Annotated in this window: 13 protein-coding genes; 10 read left to right on the forward strand and 3 right to left on the reverse strand. The window is 65.8% G+C overall.

Going from position 1 to position 16798, the window contains the following annotated elements:
• Positions 1–84 precede the first annotated feature (84 nt).
• The 8 genes from RMET_RS19205 (at position 85) to RMET_RS19240 (ending at position 10380) form a co-directional block, all read left to right on the forward strand.
• Positions 85–1443: a M20/M25/M40 family metallo-hydrolase gene (locus tag RMET_RS19205; protein ID WP_011518217.1), complete on the forward strand. Its 1359-nt coding sequence runs from the start codon at positions 85–87 to the stop codon at positions 1441–1443.
• Between the two features lie 115 nt (positions 1444–1558).
• The gene (locus tag RMET_RS19210) at positions 1559–2290 is read left to right on the forward strand and encodes a YceH family protein (RefSeq protein WP_011518218.1); all 732 of its coding nucleotides are present in this window, start codon (positions 1559–1561) and stop codon (positions 2288–2290) included.
• 278 nt (positions 2291–2568) lie between these two features.
• Positions 2569–3711 (forward strand): flagellar biosynthesis protein FlhB, encoded by a 1143-nt coding sequence (gene flhB / locus RMET_RS19215; protein ID WP_011518219.1) that lies wholly within the window; start codon positions 2569–2571, stop codon positions 3709–3711.
• Positions 3708–5795, forward strand: a complete 2088-nt coding sequence (gene flhA / locus RMET_RS19220) for a flagellar biosynthesis protein FlhA (protein ID WP_011518220.1) — start codon at positions 3708–3710, stop codon at positions 5793–5795. Before flhB ends, flhA begins: the two co-directional genes overlap by 4 nt.
• Before the next feature lie 9 nt (positions 5796–5804).
• On the forward strand, positions 5805–8282 hold the full coding sequence (gene flhF / locus RMET_RS19225; protein ID WP_011518221.1) for a flagellar biosynthesis protein FlhF: 2478 nt from the start codon (positions 5805–5807) through the stop codon (positions 8280–8282).
• Between the two features lie 12 nt (positions 8283–8294).
• A complete protein-coding gene (locus RMET_RS19230; protein WP_029306934.1) occupies positions 8295–9110 on the forward strand; it encodes a MinD/ParA family ATP-binding protein in 816 nt (271 codons plus the stop codon).
• Between the two features lie 107 nt (positions 9111–9217).
• Positions 9218–9934 (forward strand): RNA polymerase sigma factor FliA, encoded by a 717-nt coding sequence (locus RMET_RS19235; protein ID WP_008641079.1) that lies wholly within the window; start codon positions 9218–9220, stop codon positions 9932–9934.
• Positions 9934–10380: a flagellar protein FlhE gene (locus RMET_RS19240; protein WP_011518223.1), complete on the forward strand. Its 447-nt coding sequence runs from the start codon at positions 9934–9936 to the stop codon at positions 10378–10380. The genes RMET_RS19235 and RMET_RS19240 overlap by 1 nt, the downstream gene beginning before the upstream one ends.
• Before the next feature lie 185 nt (positions 10381–10565).
• Here the strand turns inward: RMET_RS19240 and RMET_RS19245 are convergent, their stop codons facing one another.
• The 3 genes from RMET_RS19245 to RMET_RS19255 form a co-directional block, all read right to left on the reverse strand.
• A complete protein-coding gene (locus RMET_RS19245; protein ID WP_011518224.1) occupies positions 10566–11657 on the reverse strand; it encodes a porin in 1092 nt (363 codons plus the stop codon).
• A 78-nt stretch (positions 11658–11735) separates the two neighbouring features.
• Complete coding sequence (locus RMET_RS19250) at positions 11736–12761, reverse strand: amidohydrolase family protein (protein ID WP_011518225.1); 1026 nt, start codon at positions 12759–12761, stop codon at positions 11736–11738.
• The gene (locus RMET_RS19255) at positions 12758–13906 is read right to left on the reverse strand and encodes a 4-oxalomesaconate tautomerase (protein ID WP_011518226.1); all 1149 of its coding nucleotides are present in this window, start codon (positions 13904–13906) and stop codon (positions 12758–12760) included. Before RMET_RS19255 ends, RMET_RS19250 begins: the two co-directional genes overlap by 4 nt.
• A gap of 171 nt (positions 13907–14077) precedes the next feature.
• On the opposite strand from RMET_RS19255, the gene RMET_RS19260 reads away from it, so the two are divergent.
• A complete protein-coding gene (locus RMET_RS19260; RefSeq protein ID WP_011518227.1) occupies positions 14078–15298 on the forward strand; it encodes a LysR family transcriptional regulator in 1221 nt (406 codons plus the stop codon).
• Between the two features lie 169 nt (positions 15299–15467).
• A complete protein-coding gene (locus RMET_RS19265) occupies positions 15468–16793 on the forward strand; it encodes an MFS transporter (RefSeq protein WP_011518228.1) in 1326 nt (441 codons plus the stop codon).
• Positions 16794–16798 lie beyond the last annotated feature (5 nt).

Here is a 16798-nt window from a genome sequence, read left to right on the forward strand (position 1 = left end):
GGGAGAGCGGCGCTTCAGCGTACCTTCGCATTCACTGGCACAATCGCAGCAAACACGGTTTCCCCCTGCCAGAGGATTGCCCCCATGCCTGCTCGCTGTACCGTTGTTGCCCTCGCAGCCGCCGCACTTGCCGGAATGCTTGTCGGAATTGCCCACGCGCAGACGCTGCCCCTCCCACAGGTCTCCCCAGCGGTAGACACTGCCTACACCAAACTCGAAGCATCCCCGGCCTACAAGAAGCTGATGACGGACGTCCGCGCCGATGACGCGCGCGCGCTGACCGAGCTGAAGACCATGACCGAGATTCCCGCGCCGCCCTTCAAGGAGCGCTCGCGCGCCGAGTACTTCGTCTCGCGGCTCAAGGCGCTTGGCCTGGCCGATGCCCACATTGATGCCGAAGGCAATGCGATCGGGATCCGCAAGGGCGTTGGCAATGGCCCGAAATTGTTGATATCCGCCCACCTCGATACGGTCTTCCCCGAAGGCACCGACGTCACCGTCAAGGCGCGCGACGGCAAGCTTTACGCCCCCGGTATTGGCGACGACACGCGCGGACTAGCCGTGCTGTTGTCGTGGTTGAAGGTGCTCAACGACAACAATGTGCGGACGGCTGGCGATCTGGTCTTCGTGGGCAACGTCGGCGAGGAAGAGCTTGGCAACCTGCGCGGCATGAAGGCGGTGTTCCGCGAGCATCCCGACATCGACGGCATGGTCGGCATCGAACCTGGCACCGGCGATCGCGTGCTGACGCAAGGCACCGGCAGCCATCGCTACGAAGTGACCTTCCGCGGTCCCGGCGGCCACAGCTTTGGCGCGTTTGGCCTGCCCAGCGCTATCCACGCCATGGGGCGCGCCATCAGCAAGATCAGCGATGTGCGCACGCCATCCGATCCCAAGACCACGTTCACGGTCGGCACGGTTTCTGGCGGCACGTCGGTCAATGCGATCGCGGGCGATGCGCGCATGGCGGTCGATATCCGTTCGAACGGCACGCCGGCCCTGCTGGAAACCGAAAAGCACATCATGGATGCGATTGCAGCCGGGGTTGCGGACGAGAATCGTCGTTGGGCGCCAGCCAAGAGTCAGGAAATCACGTTCCAGACAAAGCTGATCGGCGATCGCCCGGCCGGGCAGACGCCGACCGACTCGGTGATCGTGCAATCGGCTGTCCGCGTGATCCGCGCCAACGGCAAGGAGCCGCCAACCCTGCGGGGCGGCAGCACCGACGCCAACGTGCCGATGGCGCTGGGCATTCCGGCCATTATCATCGGCAGCGGCGGCAAATCGGGTGGCGCACACTCGCGTGACGAGTGGTTTGACCCCACCAATGCCTGGGAAGGCGCGCAGTGGGGCCTGACCACTGTGCTGGGTCTGGTCGGCGTGGACGGTGTGGAAGCGCCGCTGCTGGCACGGCGCCGGGGCAATCCGCCGATCACACGGTAAGGGGCTACGGGGGGCCACGGGGGGCGGCGCGGGCTCCGCCATCTCCAGGCGAGGTTGCGCCAGCCGCCCGCTTGCGCTTCAATGGTCGCCTTGCCGACCAATGCCGTAGCCTGAAATGACCGATACCCCCGACACTCCTGACACCCCCATGGCAACCGGGGCTTCGTCCCGCCCGCCACTGCGTGCGCTGACGCCGCTTGAGGGCCGCGTGGTGGCGGTGCTGCTTGAAAAGCAGTTCACTGTTCCCGATACCTATCCGTTGTCGCTCAACGCGCTGGCCGCAGGCTGCAACCAGAAGACCGCGCGATCGCCGGTGATGAGCGTCGGCGAGGACGAGATCCTGACCGCCATCGATGGCCTCAAATCGCTGAGCCTCGTGTTCGAAGGCAGCAGCAGCCGGGTGCCCCGCTTCGAGCAAAACCTTGCCCGCGTGCTTGGCGTGCCAAGCCAGTCCGCGGCGCTGCTGTCCACGCTGCTGTTGCGTGGGCCGCAGACAGCGGCGGAACTGCGCCTGAACACGGCGCGGCTGCATGCATTTGCCGATATCTCGTCGGTCGAGGCGTTCCTGGACGAGCTGGCCGAACGCGATCCCGCCCTGGTCGTGAAGCTGCCCCGTGGCCCGGGGGAGCGTGAACACCGCTGGACGCACCTGCTATGCGGCGAAGTCAGTCTGGCCGAAGCGCCGGGCCTTCGCACGAGCGCGAGCATCGAGATCGCGCCGTCGGAGCTGGAGGCGCTCCGGATCAGCCATCGCGAGCTGGAAGACAAGGTGGCGCGCCTGCAAGCGCTGGTCGAGGAGATGGCCGAACAGCTGGGCATCTCCATCGATCCGGATCGCCTGTCCTGAGCCCGCGCGCCCTGCGATGCGGCGTCGCCTGACGCGGCATCGCGCTGCATCGTAAAGGCGACATCATGCCGCCGGATGCCAGCCGGACAGTGCGCGATCCCGGCATTTTCGGGCGTTCCCCCTAAAGATCGGCACCCAGGGGACCGTTAACGCCGCTGCCCCCTCCATTCCTGAAACAGGGACCTGTTTCCCCGCCTTTTCCTCCCAATGCTTCCCGCCCGGGGATTTGATAATCCTCGGTGACGAAGTGCCGTCCGCGCTTCGCGCCTGGAGCGTCCATGTCCGAGGAAAGCGATCTCGAGAAAACCGAACCCGCCACAGCCCGGCGCCTTGAAAAGGCGCGTGAAGAGGGGCAGGTGGTGCGTTCGCGCGAGCTCGGCACGTTCGCGATGCTGATGACCGGCGTGATCGGTCTTTGGGCCACGGGCGGCGTGCTGGGCCGCAAGCTCGATGCCGTAATGCATGCCGGCCTCGCGTTCGAGCCGGCCACGGCCTTCGACACGAATCGCATGTTGTCCCAGTTTGCCGCCATTGTCTGGGACGCCCTGCTGGCATTCCTGCCGCTTCTGCTGATGTTCGGCGTCGCGGCACTGGTGACGCCGCTGGCTCTGGGCGGCTGGATGTTCTCGACCAAGTCGTTTTCGCCCGATTTCTCGCGCATGTCGCCGATCTCCGGCCTCGGCCGGTTGTTCTCGGCGCATTCGCTGGTGGAACTGGCCAAGGCCATCGCCAAGTCGTTGCTGGTGGGGGGCGTGGGTGCCTGGATGATCTGGCGCAAGCTGCCGGAGGCGATCGCGCTGATGGACGCGCCGATCCAGGAGGCACTGCTGCACATGATGGAACTGGTGCTGTATGTCAGCGGTGTGGTGGCGGGATCGCTGATCCTGGTGGCCGCGCTGGACGTGCCCTGGCAGCTCTATACGTTCCACAAGAAGCTCCGCATGACCAAGGAAGAGATCAAGCAGGAGATGAAGGAAACCGATGGCGATCCGCACATCAAGGCGCGTATCCGCCAGCAGCAGCGTGCCATTGCGCGCCGCCGCATGATGGCCGAAGTGCCCAAGGCCGACGTGGTGGTGACCAACCCCACGCACTACGCCGTGGCGCTGCGCTACGAGGAAGGCCGCATGGGCGCGCCTCGCGTGGTGGCAAAGGGCGCCGATGAAGTGGCCGCGCGGATTCGCGAACTGGCCGCGGAACACCGCGTGCCGATGCTGTCGGCGCCGCCGCTGGCACGTGCGCTGCATCGCCACGTCGAGCTGGGTCACGAGATCCCGGCCGGTCTGTACACCGCCGTGGCCGAGGTCCTGGCCTGGGTCTATCAACTGAAGAACTGGCACTACAGCTACGGTCCACAGCCCAATGGGCCCGCGGATCTGGTGGTGCCGGATGAACTTGCCGTACCGGAAAGCCGCGCATGAACGCACTGACGAACATCCTCAACATGCCGGGCCTGCGCTCTGGTGCCCAGATGAAGGCGCTCGCGGGGCCGGTGCTGATCATCATGATCCTCGGCATGATGATCCTGCCGTTGCCCGCGTTTGTGCTGGACCTGCTGTTCACGTTCAACATTGCGCTGTCGATCATGGTGCTGCTGGTCGGCATGTACACGCAGCGTCCGCTCGACTTCGCGGCGTTCCCGGCGGTCCTGCTGTTCTCCACGCTGCTGCGCCTGTCGCTGAACGTTGCCTCCACGCGCGTGGTGCTGCTGGAAGGGCATACCGGCCCGGACGCCGCCGGCAAGGTGATCGAAGCCTTCGGCCACTTCCTGGTGGGCGGCAACTTCGCGGTCGGTATCGTGGTGTTCGCGATCCTCGTGGTGATCAACTTCATGGTGATCACCAAGGGCGCGGGCCGTATCGCCGAGGTGGGCGCGCGCTTCATGCTGGACGCGATGCCGGGCAAGCAGATGGCGATCGACGCGGACCTGAACGCCGGCCTGATCAATGAAGAGGGCGCGCGCAAGCGTCGTGCCGAGGTGGCGCAGGAGTCCGATTTCTACGGCGCGATGGATGGTGCGTCGAAGTTCGTGCGTGGCGATGCCATCGCGGGCCTGCTGGTCATGTTCATCAACGTCGTGGCCGGCATGGTCGTGGGCATGGTGCAGCACGACCTGGACTTTGGCACGGCGGTGCATAACTACACGCTGCTGACGATTGGCGACGGCCTCGTGGCGCAGATTCCGGCACTGGTGATCTCCACGGCCGCCGGTGTCATCGTCTCGCGGGTGTCGAACGAGCAGGACGTCGGCCAGCAACTGACCGGCCAGCTCTTCTCGAATCCGCGCGTGTTGTTCATCACGGCCGCCATTATCGGCATGATGGGCATCATCCCGGGAATGCCGCATTTTGCGTTCTTGCTGCTGGCTGCCGGGCTGATCTGGCTTGGTCGGCACATGATGCGCCGCGAGGCCACGGCAGAAGAAACGAAGTCGAACGAGGCGCGCGCGCCTGCCGCGCCGGCCGAGGCCGCCGAAGCGTCGTGGGAAGACGTCACGATGGTCGATCCGCTTGGCATGGAGGTGGGCTATCGCCTGATCACGCTGGTGGATCGCGCCCAGAACGGCGAGTTGCTGGGCCGCATCAAGAGCATCCGCAAGAAGATCGCGCAGGACATCGGCTTTCTGGTTCCGGTGGTCCATATCCGCGACAACCTGGAACTGAAGCCGACCGCCTATCGCATCACGCTCAAGGGCGTAGAGGTCGGCAGTGGCGAAGCCAACCCGGGCCAGTGGATGGCGATCAACCCGGGCCAGGTCACCGGCACGCTGCCCGGCGCGGCCACGCGCGACCCGGCCTTTGGGCTGCCGGCCGTGTGGATCGACGCCGCCCTCAAGGAGCAGGCGCAGGCGTATGGCTACACCGTGGTCGACGCCAGCACCGTGGTGGCCACCCACCTGAACCACCTGATCCAGATGCACGCATCCGAGCTGCTGGGTCGCCAGGAAGTGCAGTCGCTGCTGGACCGCATCGCCAAGGAATCGCCCAAGCTTACCGAGGACCTGGTGCCGAAGACGATCACGCTGACTGGCCTGCAGAAGGTGCTGCAGAGCCTGCTGGACGAAGGTGTGGCGATCCGCGACATGCGCACGATTCTCGATGTCATCGCCGAACACGCGCCGAAGGTCAGCGATCCGGCCGAGTTGACCACGCTCGTGCGCGTGGCGCTGGGCCGCGCGATCACGCAGCAGCTTTTCCCCAACAACGCCGACCTGCAGGTCATCGGCCTCGACGCCGGCCTGGAGCGCGTGCTGTCGCAGGCGCTGGCCAATGGCGGCGGCATTGAGCCGGGCCTGGCCGATGCGGTGCTGCAGCAGGCGCAGGGCGCGGTGGTGCGCCAGGAGCAACTGGGTCTCGATCCGGTCCTGCTGGTGCCGTCGCCGCTGCGGCCGCTGATGGCGCGCTTCCTGCGCCGCACCCTGCCGCAGTTGAAAGTGCTGTCGCATGCCGAAGTACCGGACAACCGCAATATCCGCATCACCGCCATGATCGGCGGCGCAGCGTAAGGACTGAACATGAGCGTGGCAAAGTTTGTGGCGGCCAACGGCCGTGAAGCGATGCGCAAGGTGCGCGAGGCGATGGGCCCGGATGCCGTGGTGCTGTCGAACCGGACCATCGATGGTGGCGTGGAGATCGTCGCCATGCGCGACACCGATCTCGGCGCGGTGAACGCCAATGCGCAGCCTTATGTGTCGCCCACGCCGGCCGCATCCCAGATTCTTGAGACCGCCCCGGCGCAGATCGGCCCGATTGCCATCGCGGCGGCCAATGCCGTCGACGGGCAGGCTACCCGGACCGACGACGGTGCCATTGGCGATCTGCGTGGCGAGCTTGCGTCGATGCGTTCGATGCTCGAGCGCCAGTTTGCTGGCCTGTCCAGCGGCGCCGGCAATGTGGCCGTGGGCGATCCGCTGCGCGAGTCGCTGTTCGAGTGGATGGTGAACGCGGGCTTCTCTGGCCAGTTGTCACGTACGTTGATCTCCCGTCTGCCAGTGGGTACCGATCGTCCGGCCGCCATGTCGTGGATTCGGCAGGAAATCGCGAAGAAGGTGCCTGTGCTGTCCAACGAGGACGCTCTGTTCGATCAGGGCGGCGTGCTGGCGCTGATCGGACCGACCGGCGTGGGCAAGACCACCACCACGGCCAAGCTGGCCGCGCGCTACGTGCTGCGCCACGGCGCCGATCGCCTGGCCTTGCTGACGACCGACCGCTTCCGGATCGGCGCGCACGAGCAGCTTCGCATCTACGGCGACATTCTGGGCGTGCCGGTGCATGCGGTGAAAGACGCCGCTGACCTGCGTTTCGCGCTATCGGCGATGAAGGACAAGCATCTGGTCATCATCGACACCGTTGGCATGAGCCAGCGCGATCGCAGCTTGTCCGACCAAATCGCGATGCTGGCTGGCGTGCAGGCGCCGATGCAGCGCGTGCTGCTGCTCAACGGCGCCGCGCATGGCGATACGCTCAATGAAGTCGTGCACGCCTATCGGCACGACGCAGCCGGCGACGCTGGTGGCATCGACGGGTGCATCATCAGCAAGCTCGATGAAGCGACCCATCTGGGCTCGGTGCTCGATGTGGTGATCCGCCATCGCCTGCCGGTTTTCTATGCTTCCACTGGCCAGCGCGTGCCGGAACATCTGGAACTCGCGCAGGCCAGCACACTGGTGGAACGCGCGTTCATGACGCCGCGTCGTGGCTCGCTGTTCAATGACGCCGACATGGCACGCCGCCATGCCGTTGCAGCGGACGCTGCAACGCCGCGCCCGGCCGAGCGCAATGGCGCCGATGACATGCTGCGTTCGTTGACTGACAGCGCTAATGCCGTAGGCACGTGCGTGGAAGAGTTGAACGCCGCAGGCTACGGCTTCGATGTCGCGCGCCAGCTCTGGCAACAGCGCGGCGCCGGTGCCGTGGGATTGCGCCAGATGGGCCAGCAGGCACGCATGGCGATGTGCCGCGACGCCAGCCGGGCCTGCGAGCGCTATGTGCTCGCCGTATCGCAGAATTTCACCCAGCCGGTGCAAGGTCGTCGCGCGCCGCAGTTGATGCAATGCACCCTGTGGCTTGCCGATCGGGACGGGATGCCGCTGGCCGGTACCACCGCGCCCGTTGGCCGTACGCGGCAGTCGATGTCAGAAGCGGACGCCGATGCCGAAGCCGAGACCGTGCGCGCCACGCTTTCTGCGGCACGTACCGTCGTCAACCTGAATGCTTCGGTGCCATCGGCCGCCGTGATTGCGCGCTGGCATCAGCTCGGTGAGCGCTGGGTGGCGGGTACGCGTAAAACCGCGCGCGTGATCACTGGTGGCGCGGCCAGCAAGCTCGATGCGATCGCCGACACGCTGACGTTTCATGCGATTGGCGACACGACCTGGCGCGACCGCGACGCTGTGCACTGGGTTGGTCACTGTGCCGTGCGGATTCCGGAAGGGACGGTTCGTGCGGTTGGACGCGCTCGCGATAACACGGCCGAGACCGGCACCGAAGCGTGCCTCGTTGTCTCCCGCATGGCGGATCGTGATACCGGCGAAACGCTGGCGGTCGAGTACGTGCTGTGCGACGCGGCGCTGACCGATGACGCCGCGCAGGTCGCTCGCTGGATGCAATGGGCGAACGCCGCGGACGAGCAGTTCCGCACGCTGCGTCATGCCGCCGAACACTTCGCGCAGGACGGCGATGCGTCGGACAGTCAGGGGACCAGCCTGGTGTCGCTCCAGCTCGGGCTGACCACGCTGCGCCTGCAGCACACCCCCACCGCAACCGCACCGGCGTTCCTGTCACGCCTGGCCGGCCGTGCCGCGACGCGTGCGAATGTGCCGGTGCCAGGCTCCGTGCTCAACGAGGGCATGGGTCGCCTGCTGGCGCTACTGGATGTGCTGGAGAACTATCCCGGACGTGCCGCCTCGCCTGCGCTCGTCGGTGATATCACTGCCGACGTGGCAATGCAGGCGACAGTCGGACTGCCGCAGTTGGCAGTCGCGGGGGAATAAGCCTTGAACGTCATGGGTTCCGATCAGGCAGAAAGCCTGCGCCGTCTGCTGGCGCCGCGCGTCACCCGGCGCATCGCGGTGGTTGCCGCCGATGCGGGGGCGGGCGCCACCACGGTGACACTGGGTCTGGCCAATGCGTTGGCCATGCAGGGCGAACGCGTGCTGCTCGTCGACGAGGATCGCCATGGCGTGCGTGCCACGCGTCTGTCGGGCGCCGCGCCTGTGGCAACGCTCGCCGATGTGCTGGCCAGCCGAGTGTCTGCGGCCGCCGCGATTGGCACGCGTCCCGCCAGTGGCATCGCGGTACTGCCGGCAGGTGACATCCCAGTCGATGCCGGGAACATGGACCGCGCGCTATCCGATCTGATTCCCGACATGCGGTCGGTGCTGATCGACGCGCGCACGGATGCGACCGGCGCGCTGTCGCCTCTGGCGGCAACCGCCCACAACGTGGTGATTGTCATGCGCCCGGAGGTAACGTCGATTACCGCGGCCTACGCGCGCATCAAGCGTCTGCATCACGAGTACGCATGCCGCCGCTTCCATCTGGTCGTCAATATGGCGGCCACCGAAGCGACCGTTGCCGCGCTGGCGCGCAATCTTGCACGTACCGCGAGCCAGTACCTCGGCGTCGAGGCTGGTCTGACCGGATACCTGCCGATCGACCCGCTGGTGGCCCGCGCATTCCAGCTTAGCCGTTGCGTGGTGGAGGCATATCCCGCAGCGGCATCCACCAGCGCGCTGCGCCACATCGCCAGCGGTATCGGCGCATGGCCGTTGCGACACGATACAACGCCCCAGGGAGCGGCTGTGGCCGTTCCCGCATGAAGCCAGAACAAGAAGTCGACAAGACCGGACACCGAGCCAGACAGTCAGCCGCGGCCATGCTTGCGCGGCGCTGGCACCGATAGAAAGCATTTACCGAGAGTTCCACCATGTACACGATTCAGGGAAAGCTCGAACAGGCAGACGTGGTCAAGTCGCACGCGCCGCTGGTGCGACGCATCGCGTTGCAGCTGGCGGCGAAGCTGCCGGCCAGCGTGCAGATCGACGACCTGATCCAGGCCGGCATGATCGGCCTGCTCGACGCCGCCAAGCGCTACGAGGACAACCATGGCGCGCGATTCGAGACCTATGCGAGCCAGCGCATTCGCGGCGCTATGCTCGACGAGGTGCGCGCCAACGATTGGCAATCGCGCAGTCTGCGCCAGTTCACACGCAAGATCGAACGCACGCAGCGCCAGCTCGAGCAGAAACTCGGCCGGAGCCCCATCGACTCCGAAGTGGCGAAGGAACTCGAAATGGGGCTGGAGGAGTATCAGGAACTGCTCAACGAAGTCCATGGCTGCCAGTTGCTGCACTATGAGGACTTCGAACGTTCCGGGGAAGAAGACTTCCTGGATCGGCACCTTGGGGTGACCGACGAAGCGAATCCGCTCACGGTGCTGATGGAATCGGGAATGCGTGACGCGCTGATCCGCGCCATCGAGAAGCTGCCCGAGCGCGAGAAGCTGGTGCTCTCGCTTTGCTACGACCAGGAGTTGAACCTGCGTGAGATCGGGGCCGTGCTGGAAGTGACCGAATCGCGCGTCTGCCAGATCCGTAGCCAGGCCATTACGCGGCTGCGCAACCAGCTTCGCGGCATGTTGTGATGCGTCATCTTCTGGCATTCGCGTTGTGTCTTTGTCTGGCCCCCACATGGGTCGACGCGCAGACATACGTGCGCGCCACCTACGAGCTCAGTGGGTCGCGTTATGCCTGGACCAGCTCCGCGCAGGGACCGCTGATTGCCAGTCGCGGCCAGCGCACGATGTCGTCGCCGGTGCTGCCCCCCGGCACGATGCCTCAGGCAAGTGGCATCGTTACATCGGTACGCTGGCGCTACAGCTTCGCCAGTACCCCGCCTATCGATCTGGAAGCATACCTGTGTAACGCGCGACGCTGCGTGCTGCTGTCTGGCGCGCAGGGGAAGACCGATGCGTTCGCGGGCGACGATGCGACCGGCGGGTTCGTGTTTGCCTACCGGGTTGCTGGCCGTGGGGGGCTGTCTCCCACCCTGCAAGGCCGCAGTAACGAGGTGACGGTGAGCTACCGATAGCGCGCCGGGCCCGGCGCGGCAATGAAACGGCCCGTGGACGGGTTCAATCTGCACCTATCTGCACGTCACTGGCACTACGGGCCGCTCGGCACAGGACTGCAGTCGCAAAAAAAGCCCGCTCCCAGCCAGTCATGACCAGAAGCGGGCAGGTGGAGCCCAGTCTCAAGCCGACGAATGAAGTGCCGTCAGAAGACGTGCTTCATGCCAAGCATGGCGCCGAACTGCGAGCCGCCAGGCGCGGGCGATGCGCCGGTGGAAGCGCTGTCCACGGACAGCGCCAGCTTGCCGCCGTTGTCGATATAGCCAAGCGTGGTGTAGACGGACGTGCGCTTGGAGAAGGCGTAGCTGGCACGTAACGCGCCCAGCCACGCCTTGTCGGCGCTGTTGTGGTACTTGAGGTAGAACGCCTCGCCGGAGAGCGTCACCGCAGGAGTGATGTCGTAGGCGACACCGGCGTAGAACATGTCGCTGCGCGGCGTGGCGATGGCGCCGTTGCGACGCCCGATCCAGCCGGCGCCGATCTTGGCGCGGTCCACGAGCATGTAGCCACCGAGAGTGGCGCGATCATCCTTGAGCGAACTCGAGGTCAGGCCGCCGAAGGCGCCGGGCCCGCCGCGCTGCGAGTCATAGGCGCCCAGGATGCCCCACCAGTTGGTTTCATACCCGAGCATGGCCGACCATTCGCGGCAGGCGGTCTTGTCGGCGGGGTTCTCGCCGCCGCAGTTGGTGCCGGAGGGGCTGGGACCAGCGTTGACGGTGTCGCGCCCGAAGCTGTAGGTAGCGCCAATGGTGAAGCCGCCGAATTTGCCCTTGTAGGCGATGGCGTTGTCGGCCCGCGCGTTGGGCAGGTAGTTGTCGAGCGAGCTGGAACCGTAGGCGTTAGGGCCGAGAATGTCGGAGTCGAGCGTGGCCCAGAACAGCATGGTGTACTGGCGGCCGAGGCTGACCTGGCCCCAGTTGCCGGAGAGGCCGACCCATGCCTGGCGGCCGAAGAGGCGACCGCCCTGGTTGGAGACGCCGCTGTCGGGGGCGAATCCGGATTCGAGCACGAAGTTAGCCTTCATGCCGCTGCCGAGGTCCTCGGTGCCGCGCAGGCCCCAGCGGGAGGGTACGGTGCCGCTGAGGTTGGCCATCTTGACGACGGAGTTGCTGGCGGTGCCGACGTGGTTGAGGTACTCGATGCCGGTGTCGATGACGCCGTAGAGCGTCACGGATTGGGCGTTGGCGATGGCGGGCAGGCCGAGCGCGGCCGCCAGCGCCAGGTGGCGCAGTTTCATCTTCTTCTCCTCCGTTAGATATTTTTCTGGAACAACGTTGATGCCTGGCTTCGATGGCGCTGCCTGGCGGCCGCGTGCCTAGTGGCCACGTGCCTTGAGTCGCGCGTCAAGTCGGCTGTAAACGCGCCGCGCGTTGCCTTCGTAAATCTGGTGACGTTCCTCGTCAGAGAGCGCGGCCTGATCGATGTAGCGCCGCGTATCGTCGTAGTAGTGGCCGGTCTCGGGGTCGATGCCACGTACCGCGCCGATCATCTCCGAGGCGAACAGCACGTTCTTGACCGGTATCACGCGCGTCAGCAGGTCGATGCCAGGCTGGTGATAGACGCATGTATCGAAGAAGACGTTATTGAGCAGGTGTTCGCCAAGCGGCGGCAGCTTCATCTCCTGCGCCAACCCACGGAACCGGCCCCAGTGGTAGGGCACCGCGCCGCCACCGTGCGGAATCACGAACTTCAGCGTCGGAAAGCGCCGAAACAGGTCGCTGGTCAGCACCTGCATGAATGCGGTGGTGTCGGCGTTCAGGTAGTGCGCGCCAGTGGTGTGGAAGCACGCGTTGCAGCTCGTGCTGACGTGAATCATGGCCGGCACGTCGAGTTCGACGAGCTTCTCGTAGATCGGATACCAGTACGGATCGGATAGCGGTGGCGATGTCCAGTGTCCGCCAGACGGATCTGGATTCAGGTTCACGCCAACAAAGCCGTACTCGAGCACGCAACGTTCGAGTTCCTTGACGCAGCTCTTGGTATCGATTCCCGGCGATTGCGGCAGCATGGCGGCGCCGACGAACTGGTCGGGGAACAGCTCGCTGACACGGTGGCAGAGCGTGTTGCAGATGGCGGCCCACGTGGCGCTGGTTTCGAAGCTGCCGATGTGGTGCGCCATGAACGACGCGCGCGGCGAGAAGATCGTCAGGTCCATCCCACGCTCGCGCATCAGGCGAAGCTGATTGCTGGCGATGGCGTCACGTAGTTCGTCATCACTGATGCGCAGTTCACTGACGGAAGGCGCGAGCGCAGGGATGTTCAGGCTGGCGATCTGGCGTTGGCGCCAGTCTTCCAGGGCCTTGGGGGCGGTGGTGAAGTGCCCGTGGCAATCGATGATCATGGGAGTTCGTCAGACAGAGGCCATGCGCTGGTCGGCACCAGTACCTCGCCGCGCATGATGGGACGCGCGGTGCGGATCAGCGCGCTACGTACGATCGATCCCGGCTTGGCAGGATCGGTTTCCAGTTCAACGGTGAACTCGCCGGTCGGGTGCTCGACGCTGATGGCGTGGAGCGGCCCGACGCTGGTGACTGCGATGTCGCTTGCCACGGTGCCTGGCAACACGCAGGCAGTGCCCACCGTGATGGCGGCCAGCACGCCGATCGCATCGTGGCAGACGCGCGGGATGAAGCAACGCGTGGCGATGCTGCCGCCCTGGCGTGGCCGGGCCAGCAGGCACATCTTCGGATAGCTCTTGTCGGAGACGTCGCCAAGCCCCATGAGTTCGCCGGCGACGAGCCGCGCGGCTTCGATGCGTTGCTTGAGTTCGTGATCGGCATTGAGCGCGGCCACGCTTTCGTAGCCGGTGCGGTCGAGATCCTCCGCGCGCATCAGCACCATCGGCATGCCGTTGTCGATCAAGGTGGCGGCGATCAAGCGTGAGCCGCCACGCACCGGATCGTTGATCGTCAAGACGTCGATGGCGTTGCCGGTGGGCAGCATTGCATGGCAGACGGAGCCTGCGGTGTCGAGAAAATCGATCACGATTGGAGCCGCGGCGCCGGGAACGCCATCGATGCGCGCGTTGCCCGAGAAGCGTGGCACGCCACCGGGCGTCTGGATCGTGATGTCGCAGAGCATCCCGGTGTTGCGCGTCAGCACACGTGCCCGGGTGATGTCGCCCTGCGGCGCAATCAGTCCGCGTTCGATCGCAAAGGGAAGCACCGCCGCCAGCATGTTGCCGCAATTCGGGGTGGTATCGACGGTGTCGGCGTTCGGCTGCAGTTGCGCGAACGTGAAGTCCAGGTCGGCATGACCCGGCGTGCCGCGCGACACAATGCAGGCCTTGCTGGTCAGTGGATGGGCTCCGCCGAGGCCGTCGATCTGGCGCGGGTCCGGGCTGCCCATCGCCGCCAGCAGCACGCGATCGCGTGCTGGCACGTCTTCCGGCAGATCGCTCGCGAGAAAAAACGGTCCGCGTGACGTGCCGCCGCGCATCAGCGTGCAAGGAATCGCGCGGAGATCGGAGGCGAGGCAGGGCGTCATGGCGGGTGCGTAGTCGGACCCGATCAGGGGTCCGATCGGTGGTCCATCAGGTTGTCCATCGGGTGGCCGAAGTATCGGCGTACCGTGGAATCCCTTGGTTGCCATGTCGCGGGACAGTTGTTCTAATCTGCTTATCGACAGCACAAATACAACATCGGGTCGGACGACGCCATGGAGACCATCAGCCTGCATCACCTTCACGTTTTTGCCGGTGTCGCCGCTGCCGGAGGGGTACGGCGATCCTCTGAGTCGCTGCATCGGGCGTCGTCTGCGATTGCCCGCTCGGTGGCCGCGCTCGAGGAGACGCTCGGGGTGGTGTTGTTCGAGCGCAAGGGCAGGGGGATGCTGCTGACACGTGCCGGCGAGATCGTGCTTGAGCGCGCGCGGCATATCGAAGGCGCCTTGCGCGAGGTGCGGGAGGAAGCGGTACGGATGCGGGCGCAATCGGGCGCCGCCGTCGCTAGTATCGACGCGCTGCACAACGAACGGCGGCTCGAAGTGGCGGCGATGCTGGCCGAGGTGCATCACATGCCCAGCGTGGCGGCGTCGATCGGCGTGTCGCAGCCGGCGGTCAGTCAGGCAATCGCCCGGCTGGAGGATGCATTGGGCCAGCCCATCTTCGCGCGCACGGCGCGGGGCATGGTGCCCACCGACGCAGGCAGCCGCTGGGTGGTTCGCTTCGAGCGCGTGCTGGCAGAACTGCGCAATATCCGCGCCGATATCGCCGCGCTGAAGGGGGTGCTGGAAGGTGTGGTGACGGTTGGCGCGCTGCCGCTGGGCCGCACGCTGCTGTTGCCGATGGCGATTGCCGACGTGCACCGGCGCCATCCGCATCTGCGTTTCCGGACGCTCGAAAGCCCGTATGAGGAACTGACCGCGGGCCTGCTGGCCGGGCGGATCGATTTCATTCTTGGCGCGGTACGTCCGCTGGCCTCGCAAGGGCTTGCCACCGAGAGGCTTTTCCAGGACCGGATCTCGCTGATCGTTCGCGCCGCGCATCCGCTGGCGGCCAGAAAGCGCGTGACGCTGGCCGATCTCGAACCGTATCCGTGGGTGCTGTCTCGCGCCGCATCGCCGTCGCGCCAGGCCCTGGACGGCGTGTTTGCGTCACGTGGCCTGCCGTTGCCACAGCCGCTGGTTGAAACCGGAGACCTCGCGCTGGTGCGCGGCATGTTGCTGCAGGGGGACATGGTGACCGCCTTGTCCGCCCATCAGCTTCGCCACGAGATCGACGCGGGATGGCTGCGCGAACTGGGGCTCCCGCTGCCCGACACGGCGCGCAGCATCGGCATCACCACTCGCGTGGGCGCGCGTCTCTCGCCCGGCGCCGATGCGCTGATCGCCGCGCTGCGGCACGCCAGCGGGTCAATGGAACAGGCCGTCGATAAGTAGATGGCAACGCAGCCCGCGCCACAAAGCAATACTGCTATCCCCTGCTGAACGTAGACTGCCGTTGCCGTGCATGGGGGATGCGCGGCCGGCCGCTTCCGCGGCGATTAGCCATGTCGATAACTAGAATCCGCTGACTCCCGCACGGCGGATCACGCCAGGAGACGGCAACATGACAACGCAACGGCTCGACATTCGGGCCCATATCAACGAACGCAAGATGTCCGGCTACCAGTGGCTGCTGCTGGTGCTGTGTTTCCTGATCGTCGCCACGGACGGGATGGATGTGGCCATCATGGGCTTCCTCGCGCCGGACATCACACGCGAATGGGGCATCTCGAAGGCCGCCTTTGGCGTGGTGATGAGCGCCGCGCCGATCGGCCTGGCTATCGGCGCGCTGGTGGTCGGACCGCTGTCCGACCGCTTCGGCCGCAAGAAGCTGCTGGTCGGTTCCATCGCGCTGTTCGGCGTATTCAATCTGCTGAGCGCATTCGCCGATGGCACGGCAACCTTGTCGCTGCTGCGCTTCCTGACCGGCCTTGGTCTGGGCGCGGCCATGCCGAGCACGACCACACTGCTCTCCGAGTATGTGCCGGAACGTTCGCGCAGCATGTTGCTGGCGACGATGTTCACGGGCTTCAACCTCGGCTCCGCGCTGGTGGGCTTCGGTGCCGCCGCGCTTCTGCCGCATCATGGCTGGCGCGCGGTGCTGGTCGCCGGTGGCGCGATTCCGCTGATCTGCCTGCCGTTCTACATCATGCTGATTCCGGAATCGGCGCGCTTCATGGTGGTCCGCAATGTCGCGCCGGCGCGAATCGCCCGCACGCTGCGCCGCGTGATCGGCAGCGTGGTGGCCGATGACACCGTGTTCACGATCAGCGAGCCGCCGGTTTCCGGCAAGCAGCCCGTCCGCACGCTGTTGTCGTCGGGCTATCGCAGCATGACGCTGGCGCTGTGGGTCACGTACTTCATGGGGCTGCTCGTGATCTACCTGCTGAGCGGCTGGCTGCCCACGCTGATCAAGGACGCCGGCCTGCCGATCGATCGCGCCGCCAACCTGACGGCACTGTTCCAGCTCGGCGGTACCGTCGGCGCGCTGGTGGTGGGCTACTGCATGGACCGCTTCGCGCCCCATCGCGTGATCGGCGTGTCATATGTGCTGGGCGCGATGTTCATCCTGATGCTGGCTTCGGGCAGCGTCACGTCGTCGATGTTCGCACTCTACGTGCTGCTGGCCGGCTTCTGCATGAGCGGCGCGCAGACCGGGCTCAACGCTTTCGCGCCGCAGTGCTATCCCACGCCGGTGCGTGCCACTGGCGTAAGCTGGATGCTCGGCATCGGCCGCTTCGGCAGCATCACCGGCTCCATGGCGGGCGGTGTGCTGCTGTCGATGGGCTGGAGTTTCAGCGCGGTGATTGCCATCCTGGCCGTTCCGGCGACCATGGCGGCAATCTCCATTGTTTCCACGAAGGCGCAGCCTCGCGCCGTAACCGCTTGACGTAT

Origin of the sequence: Cupriavidus metallidurans CH34 (assembly GCF_000196015.1) — a bacterium.
Taxonomy (GTDB): domain Bacteria; phylum Pseudomonadota; class Gammaproteobacteria; order Burkholderiales; family Burkholderiaceae; genus Cupriavidus; species Cupriavidus metallidurans.